The organism is Pedobacter sp., from assembly GCF_037719805.1.
In the GTDB taxonomy this organism is placed as follows: domain Bacteria; phylum Bacteroidota; class Bacteroidia; order Sphingobacteriales; family Sphingobacteriaceae; genus Pedobacter.
In genome coordinates this window covers 479,019-503,195 of the sequence record NZ_JBBJLZ010000005.1, presented here as the reverse complement: position 1 = coordinate 503,195, position 24,177 = coordinate 479,019, and the positions used below count along the sequence as shown (strand labels likewise).

General features: G+C 42.1%; 17 protein-coding genes. 13 read left to right on the top strand and 4 right to left on the bottom strand.

The genetic code is table 11. From position 1 onward, the window contains the following. Positions 1 to 4: 4 nt before the first annotated feature. From glgB to WKF66_RS18575, 11 genes are all read left to right on the top strand, one after another. Complete coding sequence (gene glgB / locus WKF66_RS18625) at positions 5 to 1,975, top strand: 1,4-alpha-glucan branching protein GlgB (protein ID WP_489675997.1); 1,971 nt, start codon at positions 5 to 7, stop codon at positions 1,973 to 1,975. Between the two features lies 1 nt (position 1,976). Beyond that, positions 1,977 to 3,359, top strand: a complete 1,383-nt coding sequence (locus WKF66_RS18620; RefSeq protein ID WP_489675996.1) for a mercuric reductase — start codon at positions 1,977 to 1,979, stop codon at positions 3,357 to 3,359. Next, entirely contained in the window at positions 3,360 to 4,328 is a 969-nt protein-coding gene (locus WKF66_RS18615) for an ABC transporter ATP-binding protein (RefSeq protein WP_489675995.1), read from the top strand. After that, entirely contained in the window at positions 4,321 to 5,892 is a 1,572-nt protein-coding gene (locus WKF66_RS18610) for an ABC transporter permease/substrate-binding protein (RefSeq protein ID WP_489675994.1), read from the top strand. The genes WKF66_RS18615 and WKF66_RS18610 overlap by 8 nt, the downstream gene beginning before the upstream one ends. After that, positions 5,892 to 7,043, top strand: a complete 1,152-nt coding sequence (egtB, locus tag WKF66_RS18605) for an ergothioneine biosynthesis protein EgtB (RefSeq protein WP_489675993.1) — start codon at positions 5,892 to 5,894, stop codon at positions 7,041 to 7,043. The genes WKF66_RS18610 and egtB overlap by 1 nt, the downstream gene beginning before the upstream one ends. Positions 7,044 to 7,050: 7 nt before the next feature. Next, positions 7,051 to 8,031 (top strand): L-histidine N(alpha)-methyltransferase, encoded by a 981-nt coding sequence (gene egtD / locus WKF66_RS18600; protein WP_489675992.1) that lies wholly within the window; start codon positions 7,051 to 7,053, stop codon positions 8,029 to 8,031. Positions 8,032 to 8,276: 245 nt separating this feature from the next. Further along, positions 8,277 to 11,402 (top strand): SusC/RagA family TonB-linked outer membrane protein, encoded by a 3,126-nt coding sequence (locus WKF66_RS18595; protein ID WP_489675991.1) that lies wholly within the window; start codon positions 8,277 to 8,279, stop codon positions 11,400 to 11,402. 11 nt (positions 11,403 to 11,413) lie between these two features. Beyond that, a complete protein-coding gene (locus tag WKF66_RS18590; RefSeq protein WP_489675990.1) occupies positions 11,414 to 12,850 on the top strand; it encodes a SusD/RagB family nutrient-binding outer membrane lipoprotein in 1,437 nt (478 codons plus the stop codon). 9 nt (positions 12,851 to 12,859) lie between these two features. Next, positions 12,860 to 14,962 (top strand): S9 family peptidase, encoded by a 2,103-nt coding sequence (locus tag WKF66_RS18585; protein ID WP_489675989.1) that lies wholly within the window; start codon positions 12,860 to 12,862, stop codon positions 14,960 to 14,962. 99 nt (positions 14,963 to 15,061) lie between these two features. Beyond that, positions 15,062 to 15,781 (top strand): 3-keto-disaccharide hydrolase, encoded by a 720-nt coding sequence (locus tag WKF66_RS18580; RefSeq protein ID WP_489675988.1) that lies wholly within the window; start codon positions 15,062 to 15,064, stop codon positions 15,779 to 15,781. A 252-nt stretch (positions 15,782 to 16,033) separates the two neighbouring features. Then, positions 16,034 to 16,834 carry a murein L,D-transpeptidase catalytic domain family protein gene (locus WKF66_RS18575; RefSeq protein WP_489675987.1) on the top strand — a complete coding sequence of 267 codons (801 nt, stop codon included), beginning with the start codon at positions 16,034 to 16,036 and terminating at the stop codon, positions 16,832 to 16,834. A 1-nt stretch (position 16,835) separates the two neighbouring features. On the opposite strand, the gene WKF66_RS18570 is transcribed toward WKF66_RS18575, so the two are convergent. The 3 genes from WKF66_RS18570 to WKF66_RS18560 form a co-directional block, all read right to left on the bottom strand. Further along, the gene (locus tag WKF66_RS18570; protein WP_489675986.1) at positions 16,836 to 18,386 is read right to left on the bottom strand and encodes a L,D-transpeptidase scaffold domain-containing protein; all 1,551 of its coding nucleotides are present in this window, start codon (positions 18,384 to 18,386) and stop codon (positions 16,836 to 16,838) included. A 28-nt stretch (positions 18,387 to 18,414) separates the two neighbouring features. Next, on the bottom strand, positions 18,415 to 19,731 hold the full coding sequence (locus WKF66_RS18565) for a PQQ-dependent sugar dehydrogenase (protein ID WP_489675985.1): 1,317 nt from the start codon (positions 19,729 to 19,731) through the stop codon (positions 18,415 to 18,417). A gap of 71 nt (positions 19,732 to 19,802) precedes the next feature. Further along, complete coding sequence (locus WKF66_RS18560; protein ID WP_489675984.1) at positions 19,803 to 20,486, bottom strand: arylesterase; 684 nt, start codon at positions 20,484 to 20,486, stop codon at positions 19,803 to 19,805. Positions 20,487 to 20,575: 89 nt separating this feature from the next. Here WKF66_RS18560 and WKF66_RS18555 point away from each other — a divergent pair, with 89 nt between their 5' ends. Then, positions 20,576 to 21,274: an ABC transporter ATP-binding protein gene (locus tag WKF66_RS18555; RefSeq protein WP_489675983.1), complete on the top strand. Its 699-nt coding sequence runs from the start codon at positions 20,576 to 20,578 to the stop codon at positions 21,272 to 21,274. Then, positions 21,271 to 23,832, top strand: a complete 2,562-nt coding sequence (locus tag WKF66_RS18550) for an ABC transporter permease (protein ID WP_489675982.1) — start codon at positions 21,271 to 21,273, stop codon at positions 23,830 to 23,832. The genes WKF66_RS18555 and WKF66_RS18550 overlap by 4 nt, the downstream gene beginning before the upstream one ends. Positions 23,833 to 23,862: 30 nt before the next feature. Here the strand turns inward: WKF66_RS18550 and WKF66_RS18545 are convergent, their stop codons facing one another. Beyond that, positions 23,863 to 24,054 (bottom strand): hypothetical protein, encoded by a 192-nt coding sequence (locus WKF66_RS18545; protein ID WP_489675981.1) that lies wholly within the window; start codon positions 24,052 to 24,054, stop codon positions 23,863 to 23,865. Positions 24,055 to 24,177: the final 123 nt, after the last annotated feature.

Sequence of the window (24,177 nt, the reverse complement as noted above, 5' to 3'; positions counted from 1 at the left end):
ACTTATGGCAAAGAAAGAACAAACTTTAGCGGTTGTTACTGAAGAAGTTTCTCCCTGGTTCACTTTATTCACTGAGTTTGATATCGCGTTATTTAAAGCTGGTAAACACTATCAGTTATACAACAAATTAGGGTCCCACGTAGTTGAGCATTTGGGTACTCGCGGTGTGTACTTTGCCGTTTGGGCTCCTAACGCACAGAACGTTTCTGTGGTAGGAAATTTTAACGGTTGGAATGAACAGGCGAGCCCCATGCATGTGCGCTGGGACGAATCTGGTATTTGGGAACTATTTATTCCTGACATTGGGGCAGGGGAGTGTTACAAATATGCCATCGAATCGCAGTCTGGCTACCGGGTACAGAAAGGCGATCCCTATGCGTATCGATGGGAGACTCCGCCCAACACAGCAAGCATTACCTGGGAACTGGATCATACCTGGACAGACACCGATTGGCTGACCCAACGCAGCGCAAACAAACCGCTTAGTCGGCCGATCTCTATCTACGAGATGCATATTGGTTCATGGAAAAGAGTAGAAGAAGAGACGGAAAGCCGCTTTGTGACTTACCGGGAACTGGCTGCCGAACTACCTGCCTATTGTTCTGAGATGGGGTTTACCCATGTAGAAATGATGCCTGTGATGGAACATCCTTTTTATGGCTCCTGGGGCTACCAAATAACAGGATATTTTGCACCATCAGGAAGATTTGGTACGCCACAGGATTTTATGCACCTGGTGAACGAGCTGCATCTGGCAGGTATTGGTGTGATATTGGATTGGGTACCTTCGCACTTCCCTACTGATGAACATGGACTTGGCTATTTCGACGGGACCAATCTATACGAATACGCGGATCCAAGAAAAGGATTTCATCCGGATTGGAAAAGTTTTATATTCAACATGGACCGCAATGAAGTGAGGGCATTTCTTATCTCAAACGCCTTATACTGGCTTGATCTGTATCATATTGACGCTTTGCGAGTGGACGGCGTAGCCTCCATACTTTACCTGGACTACTCGCGTAACGCAGGGGAATGGATTCCAAATGAGTTTGGCGGACGTGAGAATTTAGAGGCAGTTTCTTTCTTAAAGGAATTTAATGACGCTGTACATAGCCACCATCCGGAAGTATTTACAGTGGCTGAAGAATCTACTTCCTGGCCCGGTGTAACGCATCCCACCAGCGAGAACGGCTTAGGGTTTGACCTGAAGTGGATGATGGGCTGGATGCATGATACATTAGATTACTTTCAACAGGATTCAGTATACCGGAAGCATCACCAGGGACTGCTAACCTTTGGATTGGTATATGCTTTCAGTGAAAAGTTTGTATTGCCATTATCGCATGATGAAGTCGTCTATGGTAAATATTCTCTCATCAACAAGATGCCGGGAGATGAATGGCAAAAATTTGCTAATCTACGATTGCTATATGCTTATATGTATGGGCACCCCGGTGCCAAGCTGGTATTTATGGGTGGCGAATTTGGCCAGCAACATGAATGGCAGCATGATTTCAGTTTAGATTGGCATGAAAACAATCATTTTAATACTGGTATTCAAAAAGTATTAGCTGATTTGAACAGAATTTATTTAATAGAACCTGCATTTAAAGGTTATGATTTTGATCCGAATGGATTTCAGTGGGTTTCCCTTGACGATGCTGAGAATTCAGTGATTAGTTGGTTACGTAAGGGTGCAGAGCCCGGCGATTCTTTGTTGTTTGTGGCCAACTTTACACCCTTGGTGCGTCAGAACTACCGGGTTGGTGTTCCGCAAGCAGGTTTTTATACAGAGATATTCAACAGCGACAATTTAAAATATAATGGTAGCAATGTGTTAAATCAAGAATTGCTTGACGCCTATCCAATCCCAATGCATGGCGGATCGCATTCGTTATGCTTAACGTTACCTCCTCTAGGGCTTTCCATATTGAAATTCGCAAAAGAGAGTCCACATAAAATCGGTAATTGATATGGAACACTATGATGTCATCATCATTGGCGCTGGGCAGGCTGGGATACCACTTGCTAAGAAACTTGCGTTAGCAGGAAAAAGAACAGCAGTAATTGAAAAAAGAATTGTTGGCGGTACGTGTATTAACGACGGTTGTACACCGACAAAGGCAATGATCGCTTCTGCTCAAGCTCTATACAGGGCCAAGAATGCAGGTGATCTTGGTGTTAACATTGGAAACATCGAAGTCGATTTCAAAAGGATCAAAGCCCGTAAAGATGAGATTGTTAAGTCATTCCAGCAATCCGCTCAAAAAGGTCTTGAGTCAACAGACGGCGTAGATCTTATTATGGGAGAAGCGACATTCTCTGGGGAAAAACAACTGACTGTCACAAACTTCCATGGAGAAGAACAAATAGTTACTGCAGATTTGATTTTTATTAATACTGGTACAAAGGCCAAGATTCCAGATATTAAAGGCCTGGAGACTATAGAATACCTGACCTCAACAACCATTCTTGATTTACAAGAAGTACCTGAACATCTTGTAATTGTTGGAGGAAATTACATCGGACTGGAGTTTGGGCAAATGTTTCAGCGCTTTGGTAGTCAGGTGACGATTTTGGAGAAGTCAGCCTCAATCATGGGAAGGGAAGACGATGATGTCTCTGAGGAGATCAATAAGATTCTAGAAGAAGAAGGACTAACTATCTTAACCGACACAAATGTTGAAAGTGTTGAAAAAAAGGATGGTTTGATTAGTCTTAATTTGTTGGTGGATGGTAATACCAGGACACTAACGGCAACTCATGTTTTAGTAGCAATTGGCAGAGCACCTCAGACAGCGGCACTCAACTTACAAGTTTCCGGCGTCAATACTGATGACAAAGGGAATATTATTGTAGATGATAAACTGCAAACGAATGTCAAAGATATTTATGCTTTAGGTGACGTAAAAGGTGGGCCTGCGTTTACCCACATCGCTTACAATGATTACACCATTGTATATAGGAATCTAATTGAACAAACTCAATTGTCAACCAACGGACGACCAGTTCCATACTGCATGTTTACTGATCCTCAACTAGGACGGATTGGGATTTCCGAAAAGGAGGCAAAGGAAAAAGGCTTGGATTATTTAGTTGCAAAAATTCCGATGGAGCAAGTTGCACGTGGAATCGAGACCGGTGAAACCCGTGGTTTCATGAAAGCGATAGTAGATAGAAAATCAAAAGAGATATTAGGCGCCTGTATCCTTGCGGCTGAAGGCGGAGAGATTGTGTCTGTTTTGCAAATGGCTATGCAGGGTGGGATCACTTATGAACAGATCCGATATGGCATTTTTGCTCATCCAACGTATTCAGAATCTTTAAATAATCTTTTCATGAAGTTGGAAGATTAGATGATTACTGTATCCGGAGTAAGTAAGAGTTATGGGAATACCAAAGCGGTGAGTGATATAACATTCACCGTCCTTGAAGGAGAGAATCTCGTGCTGCTTGGAACGAGTGGGTGCGGAAAAACCACTACATTGAAAATGATCAATCGCCTGATCGAGCCTGACTCTGGAAGCATAATACTTGATGGAGTTGATATTAGCAAGGGAAAACCTGAAGAATTGCGCCGGAAAATTGGTTATGTAATGCAGAATGTTGGATTATTTCCGCATTTTACTATTGCGGAGAATATTGCGGTAGTTCCAAGGTTATTACATTGGGCAGCCAAAAAGACCACACAACGAACAGTGGAATTAATAGCGAAGTTCCAATTGCCGGAAAGCTCTCTTCACCAGTTTCCGCATGAACTTAGTGGAGGCCAGCAGCAGCGGGTAGGACTGATTAGAGCGCTAATCACAGACCCGGCAATCTTATTAATGGACGAGCCGTTTGGAGCTTTAGATAATGTGACCAGATCTGGCATTCAGTCAGAATTTAAAGCGTTAGAAGAATTTAAAAGAAAGACCATCGTAATGGTCACTCATGATGTCCAGGAAGCCTTTGAATTGGCGGATCGTATTTGTTTGATGGATCAGGGGAAAATCGTTCAAATCGGTAGACCCAAGGAATTGTTATTTAGGCCGGCAAATGATTTTGTCACTAAGTTCTTGGAAAATCAGCGATTGGTGCTTGAATTTAAAACAATAACCGTTAAAGATCTCTGGGCCTTACTACCCGACTCCTCCATACAATCAAGTCCGGGCCATTTTAGTAATGCCTTTAGTATCTGGTCGGCAATGGAGCTGTTTAGTTCCGATAAGACGGTTGAAGCGCATACGTTCATCGATTTGAATACCCAGGTTTCAAAAAGGATTGCCTTATCTGAGCTGACTTCCGCATTCGGTAGCTATCAAAACCTGGAAATACATGACTGATCAACCGCAAACCGTATGGAGTTTCATGTATGAGCAGTCAGATAAGCTGCTCTCCCAAACGGCTCAGCACTTAGGTCTAACATTTATCTCATTGTTGCTAGCTATTGGTATCGGCCTTCCAATTGGTATTTTAATTGCCCGTAAAAGAGGTTTTGCTGGGACTGTACTCGGCCTAGCAGGTGTGCTTCAAACTATACCAAGTATTGCACTTTTAGGGTTTATGATCCCTTTATTAGGGATAGGACCAAAACCTGCAATAGTTGCGCTATTGATTTATGCTCTGCTTCCAATTATTCGAAATACTTACACAGGGATTATAGGCATCGATAAGCATGTTATAGAGGCAGCAAAAGCGCTGGGAATGAATACGCAACAAATCTTATTGCGTGTAGAACTTCCACTGGCTATGCCTGTATTATTAGCGGGCATCCGAACAGCTACCGTAATTAATGTGGGCGTTGCTACGCTTGCGTCCTATATTGCAGCGGGCGGTTTAGGTGAATTTATCTTCGGAGGTATTTCTTTGAACAACACCAATATGATCCTTGCGGGAGCTATTCCCGCGGCACTGCTTGCAGTCCTTTTAGACTTTCTATTGTCAAGACTTCAAAAATTTGATGTAAAGAGAATGGTGAAGGTTCTATACCTCATTCCGATTGTAATTCTGCTTTTAGGCGGTTTTTACGTCTTGCCTAAAAGTTATGGAACAAAGCTTAGTGCCGGTTTTACCCCTGAGTTCATGGGTAGGCAAGACGGTGACTTGGGACTTAAGTCAATTTATGGATTAAAAATTTATACCACTGTTATCAGTGATGCTGTGATGTATAAGGCAGCTTATGAAGGGGAGATAGACGTAATTAGCGGCTATTCAACAGATGGCAGGTTAAAAGCATTTAATCTCACCATTTTGAGAGATGACAAAGGCATCTTCCCGCCCTATTATGCAGCTCCCATTGTGCGCGAGTCGTCCTTGCAGAAATTCCCTGGTCTGGAGGAAGCTCTAAACCTGCTTGCAGGGAAGATCACCGATTCGGTGATGACTGACCTTAACTATCGGACTGATCAATTAAAACAAACTCCCGAGCGTGTGGCAAAAGACTTCTTAACTAGCAGTAATCTATTTAAAGAGCCAAGAGGTGGCAAAGCAGGTTCCGTTAGAATAGGCTCCAAAATCTTCGGTGAGCAGTATCTCCTGGCCGAAATGTATCGCATGCTAATTCAAGGAAACACTGAATACAGCGTAGATACCAAAACCGGCCTTGGAGGCACAAAGATCTGTTTCGATGCGCTGATGAACGATCAGATAGATTTTTACCCGGAATATACAGGCACCGGGCTATTAGTGTTGTTGCAGCCTGACTCTAAGATTGTAGACTTAGTTTCGCGCGACAAGCAGAAGACTTATGATTATGTTAAAGCAGCTTTTCACAAAGAGTATCAAATTAAATGGCTTAAGCCGATTGGCTTCAATAATTCGTATGCTTTAATGATGCGTAAAAAACAATCGCAATCGCTAAATGTTACTAGCATTACAGAACTTAAGAACTATATAGATCGAAATTGATGACGCTGTCACAACAATATACGCAGATTAGGAGCCATACTGAACTCATCTGCAAACCACTTCAAACGGAAGATTATGTTGTACAACCTGTCATCGATGTTAGTCCGCCCAAATGGCATCTAGGCCACAGCACCTGGTTCTTCGAAACCTTCATTTTACAGCCATTTTTTACTAATTATCAGGTTTTTAATGACACTTTCAATTACGTGTTCAACAGTTATTATGAAACAGTTGGCGCACGCGTGATCAGAACCGATAGAGGTAATCTTAGTCGTCCCAGCGTAAAGGAAGTGTATCAATATCGTACCTATGTTGATGAGGCCATGCTTACTTTTTTACACAATCCCTTGACTCCTGAAGTTGAAGAATTACTCATCCTTGGTTTTAATCATGAGCAACAGCATCAGGAGCTCCTGTTGACTGATATCAAATATATCCTTGGAAATAACCCACTTTTTCCAGCGTACAACAATGGTCCTACAAAATCGACGAATGAACCAAGTAGTCCAAAGCATATGATGGGCTTCAAAGAAGGTGTTTATGAGATCGGGCATATTGGGTCGTCGTTTTGTTTTGATAATGAGCTTAGCAGGCACAAGGTGTATGTACAAGATTTTTCTATCAGTTCTCTTTTAGTGAGCAATAGAGAATATCTAGCGTTTATTAATGATGGCGGGTATCGAGATTTCCGCCATTGGCATGCCGAGGGTTGGGATTGGGTAAACACTCATAAAATCACGGCTCCGTTGTATTGGCATCTGATAGAAGGAGCGTGGCATACGTACACTCTTGAGGGTTTACAACCATTAGATTTGAATGCCCCTCTAAGTCATGTCAGCTATTACGAAGCCTACGCATTTGCTGGGTGGTCAGGCTTGCGCCTCCCAACAGAGTTTGAGTGGGAAGTTGCGGCCACATTGTTCAACTGGGGGGAGCGATGGGAGTGGACTGAAAGTGCCTACCTTCCTTACCCTGGATTTAATAAGGCGCCTGGTGCAATAGGTGAATACAATGGAAAGTTTATGGTCAATCAGAAGGTGCTCCGTGGTGCATCTGAAGCAACCCCAAACGGACATAGCCGAATCACCTATAGGAATTTTTTCCATCCGCATTTACGCTGGCAGTTCACTGGTATCAGACTAGCTCAATAACCTTCCAATGAATACTCTTGAAACTATCCAAAAGCAGCCGGTAGTAGCTGTGCAATTTTTAACAGATACCCTGAAAGGGTTGAAGTCAACACCCAAATATTTGCATTCCAAGTATTTCTACGATGAACAGGGAGATCATATCTTCCAGCAGATAATGGAAATGGACGAGTATTACCTGACTAATTCGGAGATGGATATTCTCAGCAATCAGTCTGGAGAGTTGGCTCAGATTATTTCTGCAAAGCAAACTCCATTTGACCTGGTTGAGCTAGGTGCAGGTGATGCCACTAAATCAGTACATCTCTTAAAAAGTTTGTTAGACCTACAGTTAGATTTCAGTTATCTCCCTATTGATATTTCAGCACATGTAATTCACGATTTGGAGTTGAAACTTCCTGTGCAGTTTCCTTCGCTCCATGTTGAGGGACTAAATGGTGACTATCTCGATATGCTTAGAGAAGCAAACATGATGTCGGATCGTAGAAAGGTTGTATTGTTTATGGGCGCGAACATTGGAAACATGGATGCGGAAGAAGCGGCACAGTTTTGTGTTGATTTGAGAACGCTGCTTTCTAAAGATGATATTTTAATTATCGGATTTGACTTGAAAAAAAATCCTCGAAAGATACTAGCTGCGTATAATGACCCGGCGGGAGTAACAAGTGCTTTTAACCTTAATTTATTGACGCGCATCAACAGAGAGTTGGCAGCAAATTTTGATTTGGACAGTTTTGAGCATTATGCTAATTATAATCCGGAATCCGGGATGTGTAAGAGCTATCTGATAAGTTTGACAGATCAGCAGGTTCGTATCGGGGATGGGGAAACAATTAATTTTTCGAAAGATGAATACATCTTTATGGAGATCTCAAAGAAATATGCATTGCAGGAAATTGAGTCTCTAGCAGCCGAATCTGGATTTAAATTCAAAGAACATTTCTTTGATCAGCAAAAATACTTTGTAGACTCTGTTTGGCTCGTAGAATAATAAAGAAGGCCGGTTATTAAACCGGCCTTCTTTATTATAAGCGCTTTTCAGGCTAAGAATGACACCCCATCTCGCTTTATTCCATAAACTTCTTGTCAACTGTACTAAAAATTGTCCTTTACGCGGACTGTTTCAGCGCTTTCTTTGGATAGAAATTATTTACCGGCTTCTGTGAAGACTTTTTTTGCTAAATGACTATATTGGCATTAACAAAACCGAAATCAACTCAACTAAACCCGGAAATTATGAGAATAATCTTTACTCTACTTTTTCTTCCATTTCTTTTACTGACTAATTTTTCGTTACAAGCTCAAGTAAAAACGATCACTGGAAAAGTAACTGCCGCAGAGGATGGAATTCCTTTGCCTGGTGTTACGATCAAACTTAAGGGCTCCAGTGTCGGAACCTCGACCAACTCTAACGGTACTTTTACGGTAGGTATCTCTGGCTCAGATCCAGTTTTAGTATTCAGCTATATGGGATATGTTTCTAAAGAAGTTACCGTTGGAACTCAATCCAGTCTTTCTGTTACTTTAGAGACCGATGCGACACAATTACAAGAGGTTCAAGTTTCTACGGGATTAGGTATTACAAGGCAAAGGAGGTCGCTCGGGTATGCGGCTCAGGGAGTAACTTCAGAAGACCTGAATTTCAATCACCAGCCAAACATGCTCAATGCTTTACAAGGCAAGGTTGCCGGAGCGACTATTTCAAGTATGGGCGGTGGTCCAGGCCAGGGAGCTAACATCCGCATCAGAGGTGTAAATTCTGTGAATCCAAACATCTCCGGAGATCCGCTTTATGTGATCGATGGTGTACAAATTGATAATTCCACCTCAACATTAGGAGCCAATGCTGAAGGGAATGCCTATAGTGCAAGAGGAGTAAGTAATAGAGCCTCGGATATAAATCCCGATGATATCGAGACCATCAACATTTTAAAAGGTGGTGCTGCTACTGCGCTTTACGGATTGCGTGGTGCTAACGGTGTAGTTGTGATCACTACTAAAAGAGGGAAGCAAAATGGATTCAATGTGAGCTTCAACAGCACTTACGGATTCGATGAAGTTTTAAAAAGCCCTGATGTTCAAAAACAATACACCATGGGCGTGTTGGGTGTTTACACTAATCCACCCGGTGGGATTGGACCCGCATGGGGGCCAACTATTGAGGAGGCAAAGCTTATTGACCCGACCCACCCCGATGAACTGTTTGACAATTACGACCGTGCATTTAGAACTGGTCAGCAGGTTCGTAATTCTGTATCTGTAAATGGGGGAACAGAAGCCATAAAGTTCTTCTCATCCATCTCTCAGTTTTATCAGAAAGGGATGATGCCTAATACGGATTACAAAAATTATTCTGCACGACTAAATACAGACTTTACGATCAGCCCAAAGTTTAAGGCTGGTGTGAATATGAATTTTAGTAATGCTGGAGGTTACACATATAGTGCTGACAGATTTGGCGAAGCTTTAGCTTATTGGTCGCCACGCTTTGATGTTCGGGATGTATTTAATCCGAATGGTACTCAAAAATATCTAGGAACGAACAATCCAATATATGGTACTGAAACAAACAGATTAAAAGGAGATGTTAACCGTTTTATTGCAGGTGCAAACCTTGGGTATGATGTGACTTCGTGGTTAAATTTGTCTTACCGTTTTGGAGTAGACCAATACACTGATAACAGGTTTAGAACTGCCCCCGGACTTCTAGGCTTGACGGGAGAGCAAGTTTATGACAACGCAGAAGGTTTTGTCGGAGAGTATAATACACGTTTTAGAACACTCAATAGTACATTCATCGCTACATTAAGCCATAAATTAACAGAAGACATCACTGGGACATTAAGATTGGGGCAAGAACTTTATAACAGGAGTTCGAAGGATGTTGGTGTTTTAGGAAGTCAGTTGAGCATCTATAATTTCTTTACCCTTGGTAATGCTAAAGTTCTTACCCCTACACAGGACATTAGAAAAAAACGTTTAGTAGGATATTTCGGTGAGGCGACTTTTGATTACAAGAACTATTTGTTTTTAACTGTAACAGGTAGAAATGATATTACCTCCACCCTTGCGGCAGAAAACAGGTCATTCTTTTATCCGTCAGCAAGTTTAAGTTATGTCATTTCAGATCAATTTAAGTTGCCAGAATTCATCAGCCAGACTAGACTAAGATTGTCTTACGCTAAAATTGGTAAGGACGCTTTCGAATACGCCACCTCTTCTGGCTTTAGTCCCTACACTGGCCTGCCAACTGGTATCACTGGTTTAACCCTAGCAGGTAATCTTGGCAACAAAGATCTTCGTCCTGAATTTACGAATACTTACGAGGCTGGACTTGAAATGTCTTTCCTTAACAACAGACTTGGATTCGATGCAACTTATTATTATTCATTAAGTAAAGACCAGATCGTTGCTGCGCAGATCCCTTCTGCAACAGGCTATGTTTCTACATCCATTAATGCGGGTGATATCCGTAATAGAGGTATAGAGTTGGTTTTAAATGGTAAGCCGATTTTAACGGAGTCATTCAAATGGGATATAAATCTGAATTTTTCGGCAAATAGAAATAAGATCGTGCGCCTTCCTACAACTGTGATTTACGGATCAGCAAGAGGATATGGTAATGCTGGAGTCACTATGAAACTAGTGGAAGGAGAGTCTTTCGGTAATATTTACGGAAGTTATTTCAACAGATATTATGGAGGGCAAACAGAAACGGACTTCCTTGATCCGTCAACACCATTATTAATTAGTGCAGATGGTTTTCCTAGTATATCTGGCGGAAAACAAAAAATTCTTGGTAATTCACAGCCAGACTGGATTGCAGGTATTACTAACACTTTTACGTATAAAGGCTTTAGTTTAACCACGCTCTTTGACGCCAGAGTAGGTTTTGAAAAGTACAATTGGCTTGAGGATTTCTACTCAGCTTTCGGACTTCCTGACTACTCTGTTGACAGACGGTCATTTAGAACCTTTGAGGGCGTATTAGCAGACGGAAGTCCGAATACTAAACCCGTTTGGTTAGGACAACGTTTAGGTCCAGATGGTGTTGATTATGGAGAAGGCTATTACCGTCGTTTTTATAGAAATGTTTCAGAGCCATTTGTTACGGACGCTTCATGGGTCAGGTTAAGGTCTGCTAGTTTAGCGTATTCTATTCCTACAAAATGGCTTCCTAAGAAAGCCATCAGAAATGCTTCGGTGTCAGTTACCGGTAACAATCTCTGGCTTTGGACGAAATATTACGGTGTGGATCCTGAGTCCAGTTCTTATGATAGTGCTAGTAATAATGATGGTTCTGCAGGATTTACATACCCTACGGCACGTACGATTCTGTTTACTCTTAATTTAAGTTTTTAAAAGAAATTACGATGAAAAAATTAGGTAAATACATTATAATGTTTGCTTTAGCTACCTCAGTTGGGTTGCAAGGTTGCAGTGACAAATATTTTGACGATCTTGCTAACAATCCAAACCAGGTGAGTACGCCAACTTTGGCATCGCTGTTAGCAACCTCCACTTATAAAGCCGGGTTAAACAGCTACAATGCTGGAAGCGTTATTGTACCTTATGTACAATATACGGCTAATCCAGCTGCGGCTGGTGCGGCAGATACTTACCAGTCCATAGACTTTACTTCAACCTGGGATGCCCTTTATTTTGCGATGGCAGATGCCAACGAGATGAAAAAGTTGGCTGTAGCTACCGGATCAAGTGAGTATGTTGGGGTAGCTGATTTGTTGATTGCACATCACCTGATCATGGTTAATGACCTTTGGGGCAATGCGCCTTTCTCTGAGGCATTTAACCCCCAAAACGTTACGCCAAAATATGATAGTGCCGAAGACATTTACAAAGCGAGTATGGCATTAGTTGATGAAGCTATAACAGAATTGTCTAAAACCACTGCAACCATAAAATTAGCGCCAGCGAGTGATTTGATTTATGGTTCAACAGGGGCCGCGAATCAACGCATAAACTGGCTTAAATTCGCTTACGCATTAAAGGCAAGGTTATTAGTAAAGGTTAGCAAGACAACAGTTTATGATCCTAGGGCGGTTTTAGCCGCAATAGACAATTCTTTTACGGCAAATGCGCAAGATGCTGGAATGGCAACCTTTACTCTTCGTAATTTTTGGGCAGGAGTAGCTCTAAGCAATTCAACCCAATCGTTGGGAGGTTGGCTATCAGAACAATTTATTGACCATTTGAACGGTACAACGTATGGACTTGTTGATCCAAGGATCGCTAAGATCACGGATAAGACCGTCAATGGAACCTACATTGGAACTGTGAATGGTGCTGGAAACAGGTTGCCAGGAGCAAATACCACTAAAGATGAGAATTACATTTCTAGCAGTTCTCCATGGACAAGTAATACCTCTCCAATATTGATCGTTACCTATGCCGAGCTTAAGTTCATTGAGGCCGAGGCTGCGTTTACAACGGATAAGACCAGATCATATAACGCATACTTAGCCGGTATATCTGCAAACATGGATAAGCTCCAGGTGCCTGCTGCTGAAAAGGCGACATATCTTGCCAGTCCGATAGTTGCTGTCGGCGCCGCTGGGTTAACAAAGGCACTTATTTTCAAAGAAAAATATGTAGCTACTTACTTAAATCCTGAGGCTTGGAATGATGCACGTCGTTTTGACTACCAGTACAAAGATTTCACATTACCCGTAAATGCCACGTTAGACAAATATATTCGTCGGAACGATTATCCTCAGGGAGAGCGGAATAAGAATGGTGGCAGTGTGCCAGCCGAAGTGCCTCGTACGACCAGGTTATGGTGGGATTTGTAACCGATGTTAATGTTTAGAAGGACAACTTTTTTATTTCTATTGCTTTTAGCTGGCTTTGATGGTTTGGGCCAAAGTTTTTCATTGAAGGGTGTATTGAGTTACCCCTTTCCATCAGAGCTTACTGCCGCGGCAGCGGAAGATAAAATCGTGTGGGCAGTTAACGAACAAGGCCGGCGGAATATCTATGCTGCCACCGGGCCATTGTATAAGGCCAATAAGGTCACCAGTTATGATGCTGATGATGCGCAGGAACTCACCAGCTTGTCAATCTCGAAAGATGGGCAGTGGATAGTTTTCGTTCGTGGAGGAGACCATGGATCACGGGACGGAACAATTCCTGTCAACGCAGCTTCCTTGCCGGTAATACAGAAAGTTCAGGTCTGTAGTGTGCCTTTTGCCGGTGGAAAAGTAAATGAGCTCTCAGAGGGTGATAATCCTGTTATCAACCCTAACAGTGCTTCAGTGGTATTTATAAAGGCTGGTCAGGTAATGACCGCAAGTATAAACGGAGGTTCTGCTGCGAGCCAGATGTTTTATGCCAAAGGTGTCAGTAGCGGACTAATATGGTCGCCCGATGGTTCGAAACTAGCCTTTGTTTCTAGTAGAGGCGATCATTCTTTTATAGGAGTTTATACTACTCAAACGCTCCCGATTCAATGGATACTGCCCGGGTTCTCAAAGGATAGCTCCCCAAGATGGTCTCCAAATGGAGAAGAGCTTGTATTCATAAGAACTCCTGGAACAGGGTTGGGTGTAGATTCGATACTTTCGAGAAAGCAATTGCCCTGGGAGATTTGGAAAGCTAAGGCCAATGGCATAGGAGGCGCAAAACTGTGGACTGCGCCCAAAACCTTGAGGGGATCATTTCCTTCCATGGATGGAGCTGCGAATCTATTATGGGCAGATGGCAAGATAGTCTTCAGTTCATACGAAAGTGGTTGGCCGTTACTTTATGCCATGAATCCGGATGGCTCCCAGCGAATTATGCTCACGCCAGGAAATTTTGCAGTGGAGCATGTGAAGCTTAGCAGTAATAAGAAATGGCTCGTATTTGCTGCAAACACAGGAGGTACAAAGGAAGACATGGACAGACGGCACATCTATAAGGTTTCTATAGACAAAGCAGATATGGTTCCTCTAAGCTCAGGTGCCGGTCTAGAGACCTATCCTGTTATCACTAGTCTTTCATCTGAAATTATTGCGTTAACAGCCACTTCGAAGCGACCAATGTTGCCTGCATTGATCAAAAAAGATAAGAGTCTTAAGGTCTTAGCTAGCGAGTTGGTTCCCGGCGATTTTCCTGAAAGGTACCTGGTAACTCCTCAGCAGGTTACGTTTAAAGCTGCGGATGGCAATCTTGTATATGGTCAGCTTTTTAAGCCTGACGCATCCAATAAGAAGTCAGACGGGGTAACGAACAAGCCAGCAATCGTATATGTTCATGGCGGTCCACAAAGGCAGATGCTTTTAGGGTGGCATTATATGGATTACTATTCCATCGACTATGCGCTTAACCAGTATCTGGTTAGTTTGGGATTTACTGTGCTTTCGGTTAACTATAGACTGGGCACCGGTTATGGATATGAATTTCATAAACCCGCCGGCGCCGGATCTCAGGGTGCCTCAGAGTACCAGGATATCAAAGCGGCCGGTTTATGGCTTGCAAAGCAGGAAGGGGTTGACCCTAAAAGAATCGGTATCTATGGAGGCTCATATGGTGGATATCTTGTTGCCCTTGCCCTAGGTAAAGACTCAGAAATCTTTGCAGCGGGGGTTGATATTCACGGAGTAAACAACCGTTTCGGTAGTGCATCTACGGATGTAAAGGCTGAAGCCCCGGACGCCGCAGAGGCAGAGCGTTTGGCGGTTTTTTCATCGCCAATTACATATTTGGATTCCTGGAAATCACCTGTATTATTGATCCATGCAGATGACGATAGAAACGTAAACTTTAGTCAGACTGTCGATTTGGTAAAACGATTCCAGGAGAAAGGATTTTCATTTGAGTCACTTGCAATCCCAGACGATACTCATCATTGGATGAAGTTTGAGAACGCTTTAAAGGTAAGTGAGGCAACAGCGGAATTTTTAAAGAGGAAACTGATGCCATAGGCTCATTTAGTCGCTTGATTCGAGTTGACTGTAAAGATTTAGCGACTAAAATGATATATTATTATTTTGAACTACCTTAGTCTTCCTAAACACATGCACATGAAAAAGACCTTAACTACTGTTGTAGCGCTTGCCTTGATTTGTACTTCAGCTTTTGCTCAACAACCCAACACGCTATCTAAGAAAGAGAAAAAAGAAGGCTGGAAGCTTTTATTCGATGGTAAAACAACTAAAGGATGGCATACTTATTTGAAAGACACTGTAGGTTCGAAATGGCAAGTCGTAGATGGAGCGATCGTATTCGACGAAACCAAGCCTAGAAGCGGTGGCGGAGACATAGTTACAGATGAGGCGTACGAGAATTACGAGCTTAATCTGGAATGGAAAGTTAGAAAAGGAAGCAATAGTGGTATCATATTCGATATTCAGGAGGAGCCTAAATATACAGCCACTTATGCGACAGGTCCGGAAATGCAGGTGCTCGATAATATAGACGCGGAAGATAATAAAAAACCAAATCACTTGGCTGGTTGCCTGTATGACATGGCTGGAGACGCAACTGTTTCAAAACCAGTTCCCGTAGGAGAGTGGAACAAGGTTAGATTGATTCAGAACCAAGGGCACCTCACTTTCTATCTAAACGGAACAAAGACGTTTGAAGGCCAAATTGGTAGCGATGAATGGAATAAACTGATAGAAAATAGTAAGTTCAAAGATAAGTACTTCGCTAATTTTGCTAAAGTGGCAAAGGGAAAGATCGCATTACAGGAACATCCTGGATCTACTCAATGGAGAAACATTAAAATCAAGACGTTATAATAATCGTATCATATCTCTCCCTGTAAACTTTTCAATGCGGTTTACAGGGCTTTTTCGTTAATTTAAATGCCGGTGTCTTTAATCATTTTGGATAGTCATAACTACGTAAAACGGTGTAATTATACATCTCGTTCTGTAACATTTTCGTATCTTTGTTATAGTTAGAAACAACAAATCATAAACAAAACCCTTCTATTTGGCGCAAACTTACCTATTAAGTATAGATTACACAGAGTTACTAAATTAGATTCTATGAGAAAATACATTTTAGGCGGAGCAGGCTTTCTTTTAATTGCTTTTTCGCTTTTTACCTTAAGTTGGAAGTCTCCTGTTGAGTCTGGAGTAATTGTACGTACAGCTTCAGAAGATTCACTTTATCATAAATACGTTGACGATCTTTATGATACTACGCACCTTGCATTAGCAGGTATGAACAAAGCGGTCTTTGAAAAAGCTATCACTGGCTTCTATAATTTAAAAATGTCTGGCAAGCTATCTAATGTGAAATCCATCATTAGTATCGCTGATATGGAGCAGAACAGCACTGCGAAACGCTTATGGATCATTGATTTAGATAAGAAGGAATTGCTACTGAATACCTGGGTTGCTCACGGTAATGGAAGTGGTTCAGACAAGGCTACGAGGTTTTCAAACGTAAATGATTCGTTTCAAAGTAGCTTAGGCTTTTATGTCACAGGAGAGGTATATGCAGGAAAACATGGTAAATCATTAAGGCTTGATGGAATGGATGCTGGCTATAATGATAATGCCCGCAAACGTTCAATTGTCGTTCACGGGGCATCGTATGTTAGTCAGGGGACAATTAACGCTTTAGGTCGCCTTGGAAGGAGTCAGGGATGTCCTGCTGTTGCTCCCGAGCTTGCTAACTTGGTTATTGATACTATCGAAGGGCGTACGGTCTTGTTTATTAATGGCAACGACCAAAAATACACTTCAAAGTTTCTAAATCAGCATATGGCAGCCGATCTGGCCGTTCTTAAAAATGAGCCGGCTGGTTCAATGGACACCTCTGCAATTATGGTGAATAACTAAATTATTTTCCTGCACTTAATCTTTGCAGGTAACTATCAAGCACGATATCCAAGCCATAAACATCCTTTCTAAACTGCATTTTTCCAGCAGCATCAGACCAAACAGTATAGTAAGCTAAGTAAACAGGAACCTGCGGTTTAAGAACAATGTCTTTAGCTTCAGGTTCTTCGCTTTTCATCTGTGTGTCAATTGTATTAAATTTATCACCTTCTCCAAACAGCGCTTTTGCTAACTCAGCAGGCTTTTCAACGCGAACACAACCGTGACTTACCGCACGCATGGGAAGATTAAAAGCTGCTTTAGCAGGGGTATCATGTAGGTATACAGCCACATCATTCTTGAAAAGAAACTTGATCTTTCCCAAAGAGTTGTCATCTCCCGGACGTTGTTTAAATGCGTACTTTGAGCCAGCATCTGGAGCAGAGAAGTCAATCGTTTCCGGATCTTCTACCAGTTTGCCGTTTTGATAAACATCAATGTTTTTATTCGACAAGTAATACCTATCCTTCGCTGCATATTTAGAAATTTCGTTCGTGGCAATGCTTTCTGGAATGTTCCAAACAGGGTTAACCTGAACGCTATGAATCATACTATTCAATTGAGGCGTTTCTCTAGAAAACGGCCTGTCTTTACTTAAGCCTGCTTCATCGTATTCCTTCAACTCTGCTGTAAAGTCTTTATTACGTCCTTCGCCAACGCAAACCTTCATGTTAAGAATGGATTTACCATTCTCTATCACATCCAATTTAAAATCTGCAATGTTGACCAGAACATATTTATCCTGTGTGGGCTTATTTTTCCATCTTAAACGTTCCAGGTTGACATTAAGGATACGTTTAAATTCAGATTCGTTCATACCTGTACCAACTGTTCCTGATCGAAGTGCGGCTTGGAGGGCTTTGTATTGAGCATCTTTAGGCTGGATGCTATCTAAAAAAGATTTTATGTCCTTTACAGCAAAGACCCGAAGCATGGTGGAGCTATCAGGTCTTTTAGTTGTTGTATAGTAATTAGCATAAATCTTTCTAGGACTTAGTATGCCAAATTGCATTGCATTGTTGTAATTAATCAAAGAATTAGCCAATGCCATTTCTAGCTTTGCCAATTCAGAATAAGCTTCTTTCTGGTTAGCAATACCCTTCCGGTCATAGAATTTAGCGACCAACTCCTTTAACAGGTCCGCGTTGAATATCTTAGGATCTAGTCCATGCTCTGCTGAACGGCTTAGATACTCCGGTACTGCTTTAAGCTCACCTTTTGGTAAATGTTGTAACACAAGTACCGGCTCATAGTCTTTCGACTCATAGTAAGAGCTGATCAGCTTTGGGTTTGTCAATCCACCTTTCTGTTCAGTAAGCAACTGCTGAAAGACGAGCGCAAAAGTATCGGCATCCAGGTTCTTAAAAGCTTTGTTTTTAGTTTCGCTATATAAAACTTTTGAGATGTCAGAGCGCACTTTCTTTTTACAGGAAGGTAGTAATACGGAGAAACCTGCAAGGACAATCAATAAACAAAATATAATATTTCGCTTAGCTGAGGTGTTGTTTATCATGCAAAGCGATTACGAAAAATTATGCCAATTATTTCGCGGCCACTCTCCAGACTGTACTACTAACATCATCTGCGACTAACAGTGCTCCGTCTGGGGTAAATGCAACGCCAACTGGTCGGCCATATACCTCTCCTTTCTCTGAATCAGCGATAAACCCTGTAAGGAAATTCTGAAGCTTACCAGATGCTTTGCCGTTGCTTACAGGAACAAAGGCGACCTTATAACCCGAAAGCTCAGATCTGTTCCACGATCCATGTTGTCCGATAAATGCTCCACTATTGTAGGGCGCTGGGAACTTTTTACCTGTAGAAAATGCTAATCCAAGAGAGGCAGTATGTGCTCCGGTTGATACGTCTGGTACTATTGCCTTGGCAACAAGCTCAGGCTTCAATCCTTTTAACCGGGGATCTTCATTTTGTCCGTAGTAAGAGTAAGGCCATCCATAAAAGCCACCTGGTTTAACGCTTGTTATATAATCGGGTACTAAGTTGTCGCCCAAGCCATCACGTTCGTTCACTGCAACCCAAAGCGTTGATGTTCCCGGAGCCCATGCCATTCCTACTGGATTCCTTAAACCGCTGGCATATATTCTTTCGCCAGTACCATCGGGATTTATTTCCAGAATATTTGCTCTGCGAACTTCATTCTCCATTCCGTTCTCCCCGGCATTACTTCCAGATCCAACAGATATAAATACTTTGGAGTTATCTGCATTAGAAATTAGGTTACGGGTCCAATGGTTATTGTAACCACCTGCAGGTAACGACATAATTTGTTTCCCTGCAGCAGTAATTTTGGTATCTCCTGTTTTGTATGGATATCTGATTAAACCGTCGGTATTGGCTACATATACTGAGTTACCGATAATTAGAACACCATAAGGTTGGTCTAAGCCGGTAATAAAGTTAGACTTAAGTTCTGGAACTCCATCTTTATTTGCGTCGCGCAAGAGCACTACAGTATTCGCACTTTCACCTGCTACTTCTGATTTGGATTTGCCAGTTATTGCACCTACGACCTTATCCTTCGTTGAACGCTCTGAATTCGACAGCACTACCAGGATATCGCCGTTCGGCGCAACATAAATGTTTCTTGGACTTTTAAGTCCTGCTGCGAATTTAGAAACAGTAAATCCTGCAGGGGCTACAGGGGTTTTGCCTTCTGGCCATCCAATCACTTTGCTAAACTTTGTTTTCGCTGCATTGGTGTCAGGAGCGGGTAGGTCTAACTTCTGTGTGCTGTCAACGGTAGCCAAGCTATCTGCAGGCGAATTAGCGGTATTGCTATTAGAATTACAGGCTACTGCAAGCGGGGCGAGGACTACTAAATAAAAAAGCTTTTTCATAGGTAATAAAGGTTTTATTCGAGCTTATAACAAAACCTTTTACCAGATGTTTGATTAAAGAGGAAGGCAGGTCAAAGCAGTGGCTGCAATTTCTGCCAGACGTTTTTAGCCAGGATTTTCTGTCCTTGTGCTGTTGGATGGATGCCATCCTGTTGATTCAGTTTTGGAATGCCTGCAACGCCCTCTAAAAGGAAAGGGAGGAAGGTCATTTTGTTATTACTGGCAAGTGACTTAAACATATTTCTAAAATCAGATGCATATTTATCACCCATGTTTGGCGGAACTTCCATACCAGTGAGCATTAGCTTCGCTTCCGGATACTTTGCTCTTACTTTTTCAATGATCGCCTGAAGATTAGCCGTAGTCTCTTTTACAGGAATTCCCCTTAAACCATCATTAGCACCTAGTTCCAACACAAAAACAGACAACGGTTGCTTAAGTAACCAATCAATACGTGCCTTACCTGCAGCTGAGGTCTCTCCGCTCAGTCCGCCATTTATTGCCTTGTATGGAAGTTTTAAGGAGTCCAGCTGCTGCTGAATCAGTTCTGGGTATGCTTCCCCAGGATCGAGTCCATATCCAGCAGTCAAAGATGTGCCGAAAAATAAAATGTTCTTTGCAGGCCCGGTGTTTTGAATGCTGCTGGCTGAAGTATCGATGCCCGCATTGTCTTCGGTCTTCTTCTCTTTATTGTTACATGAAAACAAACCAATGCTAAGGGCTATTAATAAAATGTAGTGAAATCTGAACGACATAGGAGTGTAATATATTTCTAAAATTAGACTTTAAATTCAGTGTCTGCTATATTTAACAAACCATTGTGTATTAAGTTTATTAAGAATCCATGTCTCAAGAATCAATTTTAAGCGTTCAAAGCGTTAGTAAAACATACAAAAGTGGCGGTAAACCCCTTACCGTGCTTGAGGACATCACTTTTAATGTAGAGAAGGGATCGACGGTTTCCATTACCGGACCTTCCGGAAGCGGAAAGACCACCTTACTTGGACTTTGTGCTGGTCTGGATAATGCTACAGCTGGCTCTGTGGTTTTAAATGGAATCCAGTTGGATCATCTATCTGAAGATCAACGGGCCGCTGTCAGGAACCAAAACATCGGATTTATTTTCCAGAACTTTCAACTGATGCCTACACTTACTGCCTTGGAAAACGTAATGGTACCTATGGAATTGAGGGGCGACAAAAATGTTAAGGATATAGCGCTTGATCTACTGGAGAAAGTCGGTCTTGCCGATAGGTCACATCATTATCCCGTTCAGCTTTCGGGTGGCGAACAGCAAAGGGTTTCACTGGCCAGGGCCTTTTCAAGTAGGCCTGCAATTCTTTTTGCGGATGAGCCAACTGGAAATCTGGATGCGGAGACCAGCGAGAAAATAGAGAATTTAATGTTTGACTTGAATAGAGACGCTGGTACCACTTTAATTATTGTTACACACGATATGGACCTAGCATTGCGGACAGGAAGAACTATAAAGATTAAAGGAGGTAAAATTGTCTCCGATAGTACTAATGCGGTAGTGGTATGATGATGAATAAGAAAGGACCAGGTTTCTACTGGCTACTGACTATGGCCTGGCGCGACGCCCGTAACAACAAATCAAGGCTTTTCTTATTTGTATCTTCTATTATTCTTGGAATTGCGGCTTTAGTTGCAGTTTATTCCTTCAGAGATAACCTGCAAAAAGATATTGATGAGCAGGCTAAGCTGCTGACTGGTGCAGACTTAATCATTGAATCTAGAAGGCCGGTTAAGGCAAAAGCACAGCAAATGCTGGATACGCTTGGTGCAGAAAGAGCGTCCGAGAGGAGCTTCGCGTCTATGCTGTATTTCTTAAAGAATTCTGAGAGCAGGTTGGTTCAAGTTAAAGCACTGTCTGGAAATTACCCCTTTTATGGGGCTCTTGAAACCAGTCCAAAGACGGCAGCTGGCGTTTTCCAAAAAGATAGGGGAGCCCTGGTAGACAGAACCGTAATGCTTCAATACAATGCTAAGCCAGGAGACTCCATTAAAATCGGCGCCCTTACTTTCAAAATTGAAGGATCACTTGATAAAGCTCCGGGTCAATCTGGACTTTCTTCAACTGTTGCACCGATTGTTTACATCCCTTTACAATATCTGGAAGAGACTGGACTTACCAAGATAGGAAGCAGGATCCAGTACAAATATTTCTATAAGTTTGCTCCCACCGCTGATGTGAATTTAACGGTGAAGCAGTTACAGCCGGTTCTTGATAGGGAAGATCTGGATACTGAGACCGTTGAATCCAGAAAGGAGAGTACAGGAAGGTCATTTAAAGATGTCAATAGGTTTCTTGCCTTATCCGGCTTCATCTCTTTATTACTTGGCTGTATAGGGGTTGGAAGCTCTGTTCAGGTGTATATCAAAGAAAAGCTTGGCGCAATCGCAACCTTGAGATGTCTAGGAATGAAAGCAAGAGACACCTTTCTGATCTACCTTATTCAAATCGTGGTTATGGGATTGGTGGGTGCAGTAATTGGTGCTTTTCTTGGAACCTTACTTCAATTTGCACTGCCTATGGTATTGAAAGACTTCCTGCCCGTAGAACTTTCAATGGGAATTTCCTGGTCGGCAGTTGCACAAGGAATCCTTTTGGGAATGATCATCTCTATACTATTTGCATTACCATCATTATTGTCGGTAAGAAAGATATCACCATTAAACGCAATCAGGCAGTCCGTCCAAAACGGGGATAGTAAACCGGATCCATTAATTCTCATTACCTATGCATTAATGGCGGCATTTGTGCTAGTCTTTACGCGTTTGCAAATGAACAACTGGTTAGAGGCAGGAGCTTTTACGCTGAGTATAGCCACGGCTTTTCTAGCATTATTTGCCTTGTCGAATCTACTGGTTTGGCTTGTTAAAAGAACAATGCCAATCTCCCTGAGTTATTTATACAGGCAAGGTTTTGCTAATTTACACCGACCGAATAATCAGACCTTGATGCTTACCGTATCTATTGGACTTTCCACTGCTTTCATCTGTATCTTGTTTTTTGTTCAGGGAATGCTTGTCAAACGGGTAACGTTGGCATCGGGCAAGAATCAGGCTAATATGGTGTTATTTGATATCCAAAGCGCACAGAAAACAGCGGTAGCTAACTTAGCACGTGCTTTTAGATTGCCGGTGTTAAGCGAGGTACCGGTGATCACTGTACGGATTGAAAAGATCAATGGTGTATCCGCTTCAGATGTTGTGAAAGCAGATAGCTCTCTAAACCAAAAGGAAAGTAGCCGTTCATCAGATCGTGCATTTCGCGGTGAACTGAGAGTAACGTTTCAAGATTCGCTGACCTCTGCCGAGAAAGTCTCAAAGGGCGTATGGGTTGGAAATGTTGGTCAAGGGAAGGTTATACCGGTATCATTAGAAGAAGGGTATGCACGACGGATTAACGTAGACATAGGGGATACGATCGTATTTAATGTTCAGGGTTTATTGGTTCCGACGATTGTTGGAAGTTTTAGAGAAGTGAATTGGACCAGCATGCAAACGAACTTCCGAATCGTGTTTCCAAAAGGGATACTGGAAGATGCACCTCAATTTCATGTGCTGATGACCCGTGTTCCGGATAATAATATATCGGCTAAATTTCAAGGGTCTGTGGTAAGGAATTTCCCAAATGTTTCTGTCATTGACCTTGATTTGATCTTGAAGGTGTTGGAAGACTTGTTGTCTAAAATCAGTTTTGTGATCCAGTTTATGGCTGCGTTCAGCATGGGAACTGGATGGGTTGTCTTGATTTCAGCCATCAGAACAAGCAGAGGCCAGCGCTTAAAAGAAAACGTGCTGTTAAGGACACTGGGAGCAAGCAGAAGCCAAATCATAAAGATCACCGCGATAGAATATGCTTTTTTAGGTTCTCTAGCCGCTGGAGCAGGTATTGCTTTGGCCATGACTGGAAGCTGGGCTCTGGGAGCCTTCGTATTTGACACCTCGTTTATACCTCCTGTTAAGGCAATACTATTACTGTTTTTTTCAATAGTTCTAATTATTACTATTACCGGAGTGCTAAATAGCCGCAAAGCATTCGATGCACCGCCGCTGGCAGTATTAAAGAATTAAAATGAAGGCATAATAATATCCCTTAGATAGTTATTGCCTGTTGTGCTTGGAATGGAGCTGTGTCGATTTAGCCGATTTACTGTCAACTGTTGATGTACTGCCCCAGGAATGATCTATTCTAAAGTCATCATCCGGATGAAAATAGTGGGACAATTTTTTAAAGGAAGAACTTGAAGAGGGATAATTTGAAGATGTTTTTTGTTCGTTTTTTGAAGTTTTCATAACGATCAGTATTAGTTTAAACTTATCTTCTTTGTCTTAAATTAATAAGACTCAATGGTTTATAAACGCTAAAAAGCAACAATTGTTTTAAACGATTAGCACAGAATGTTTTCTGTAAGAAGC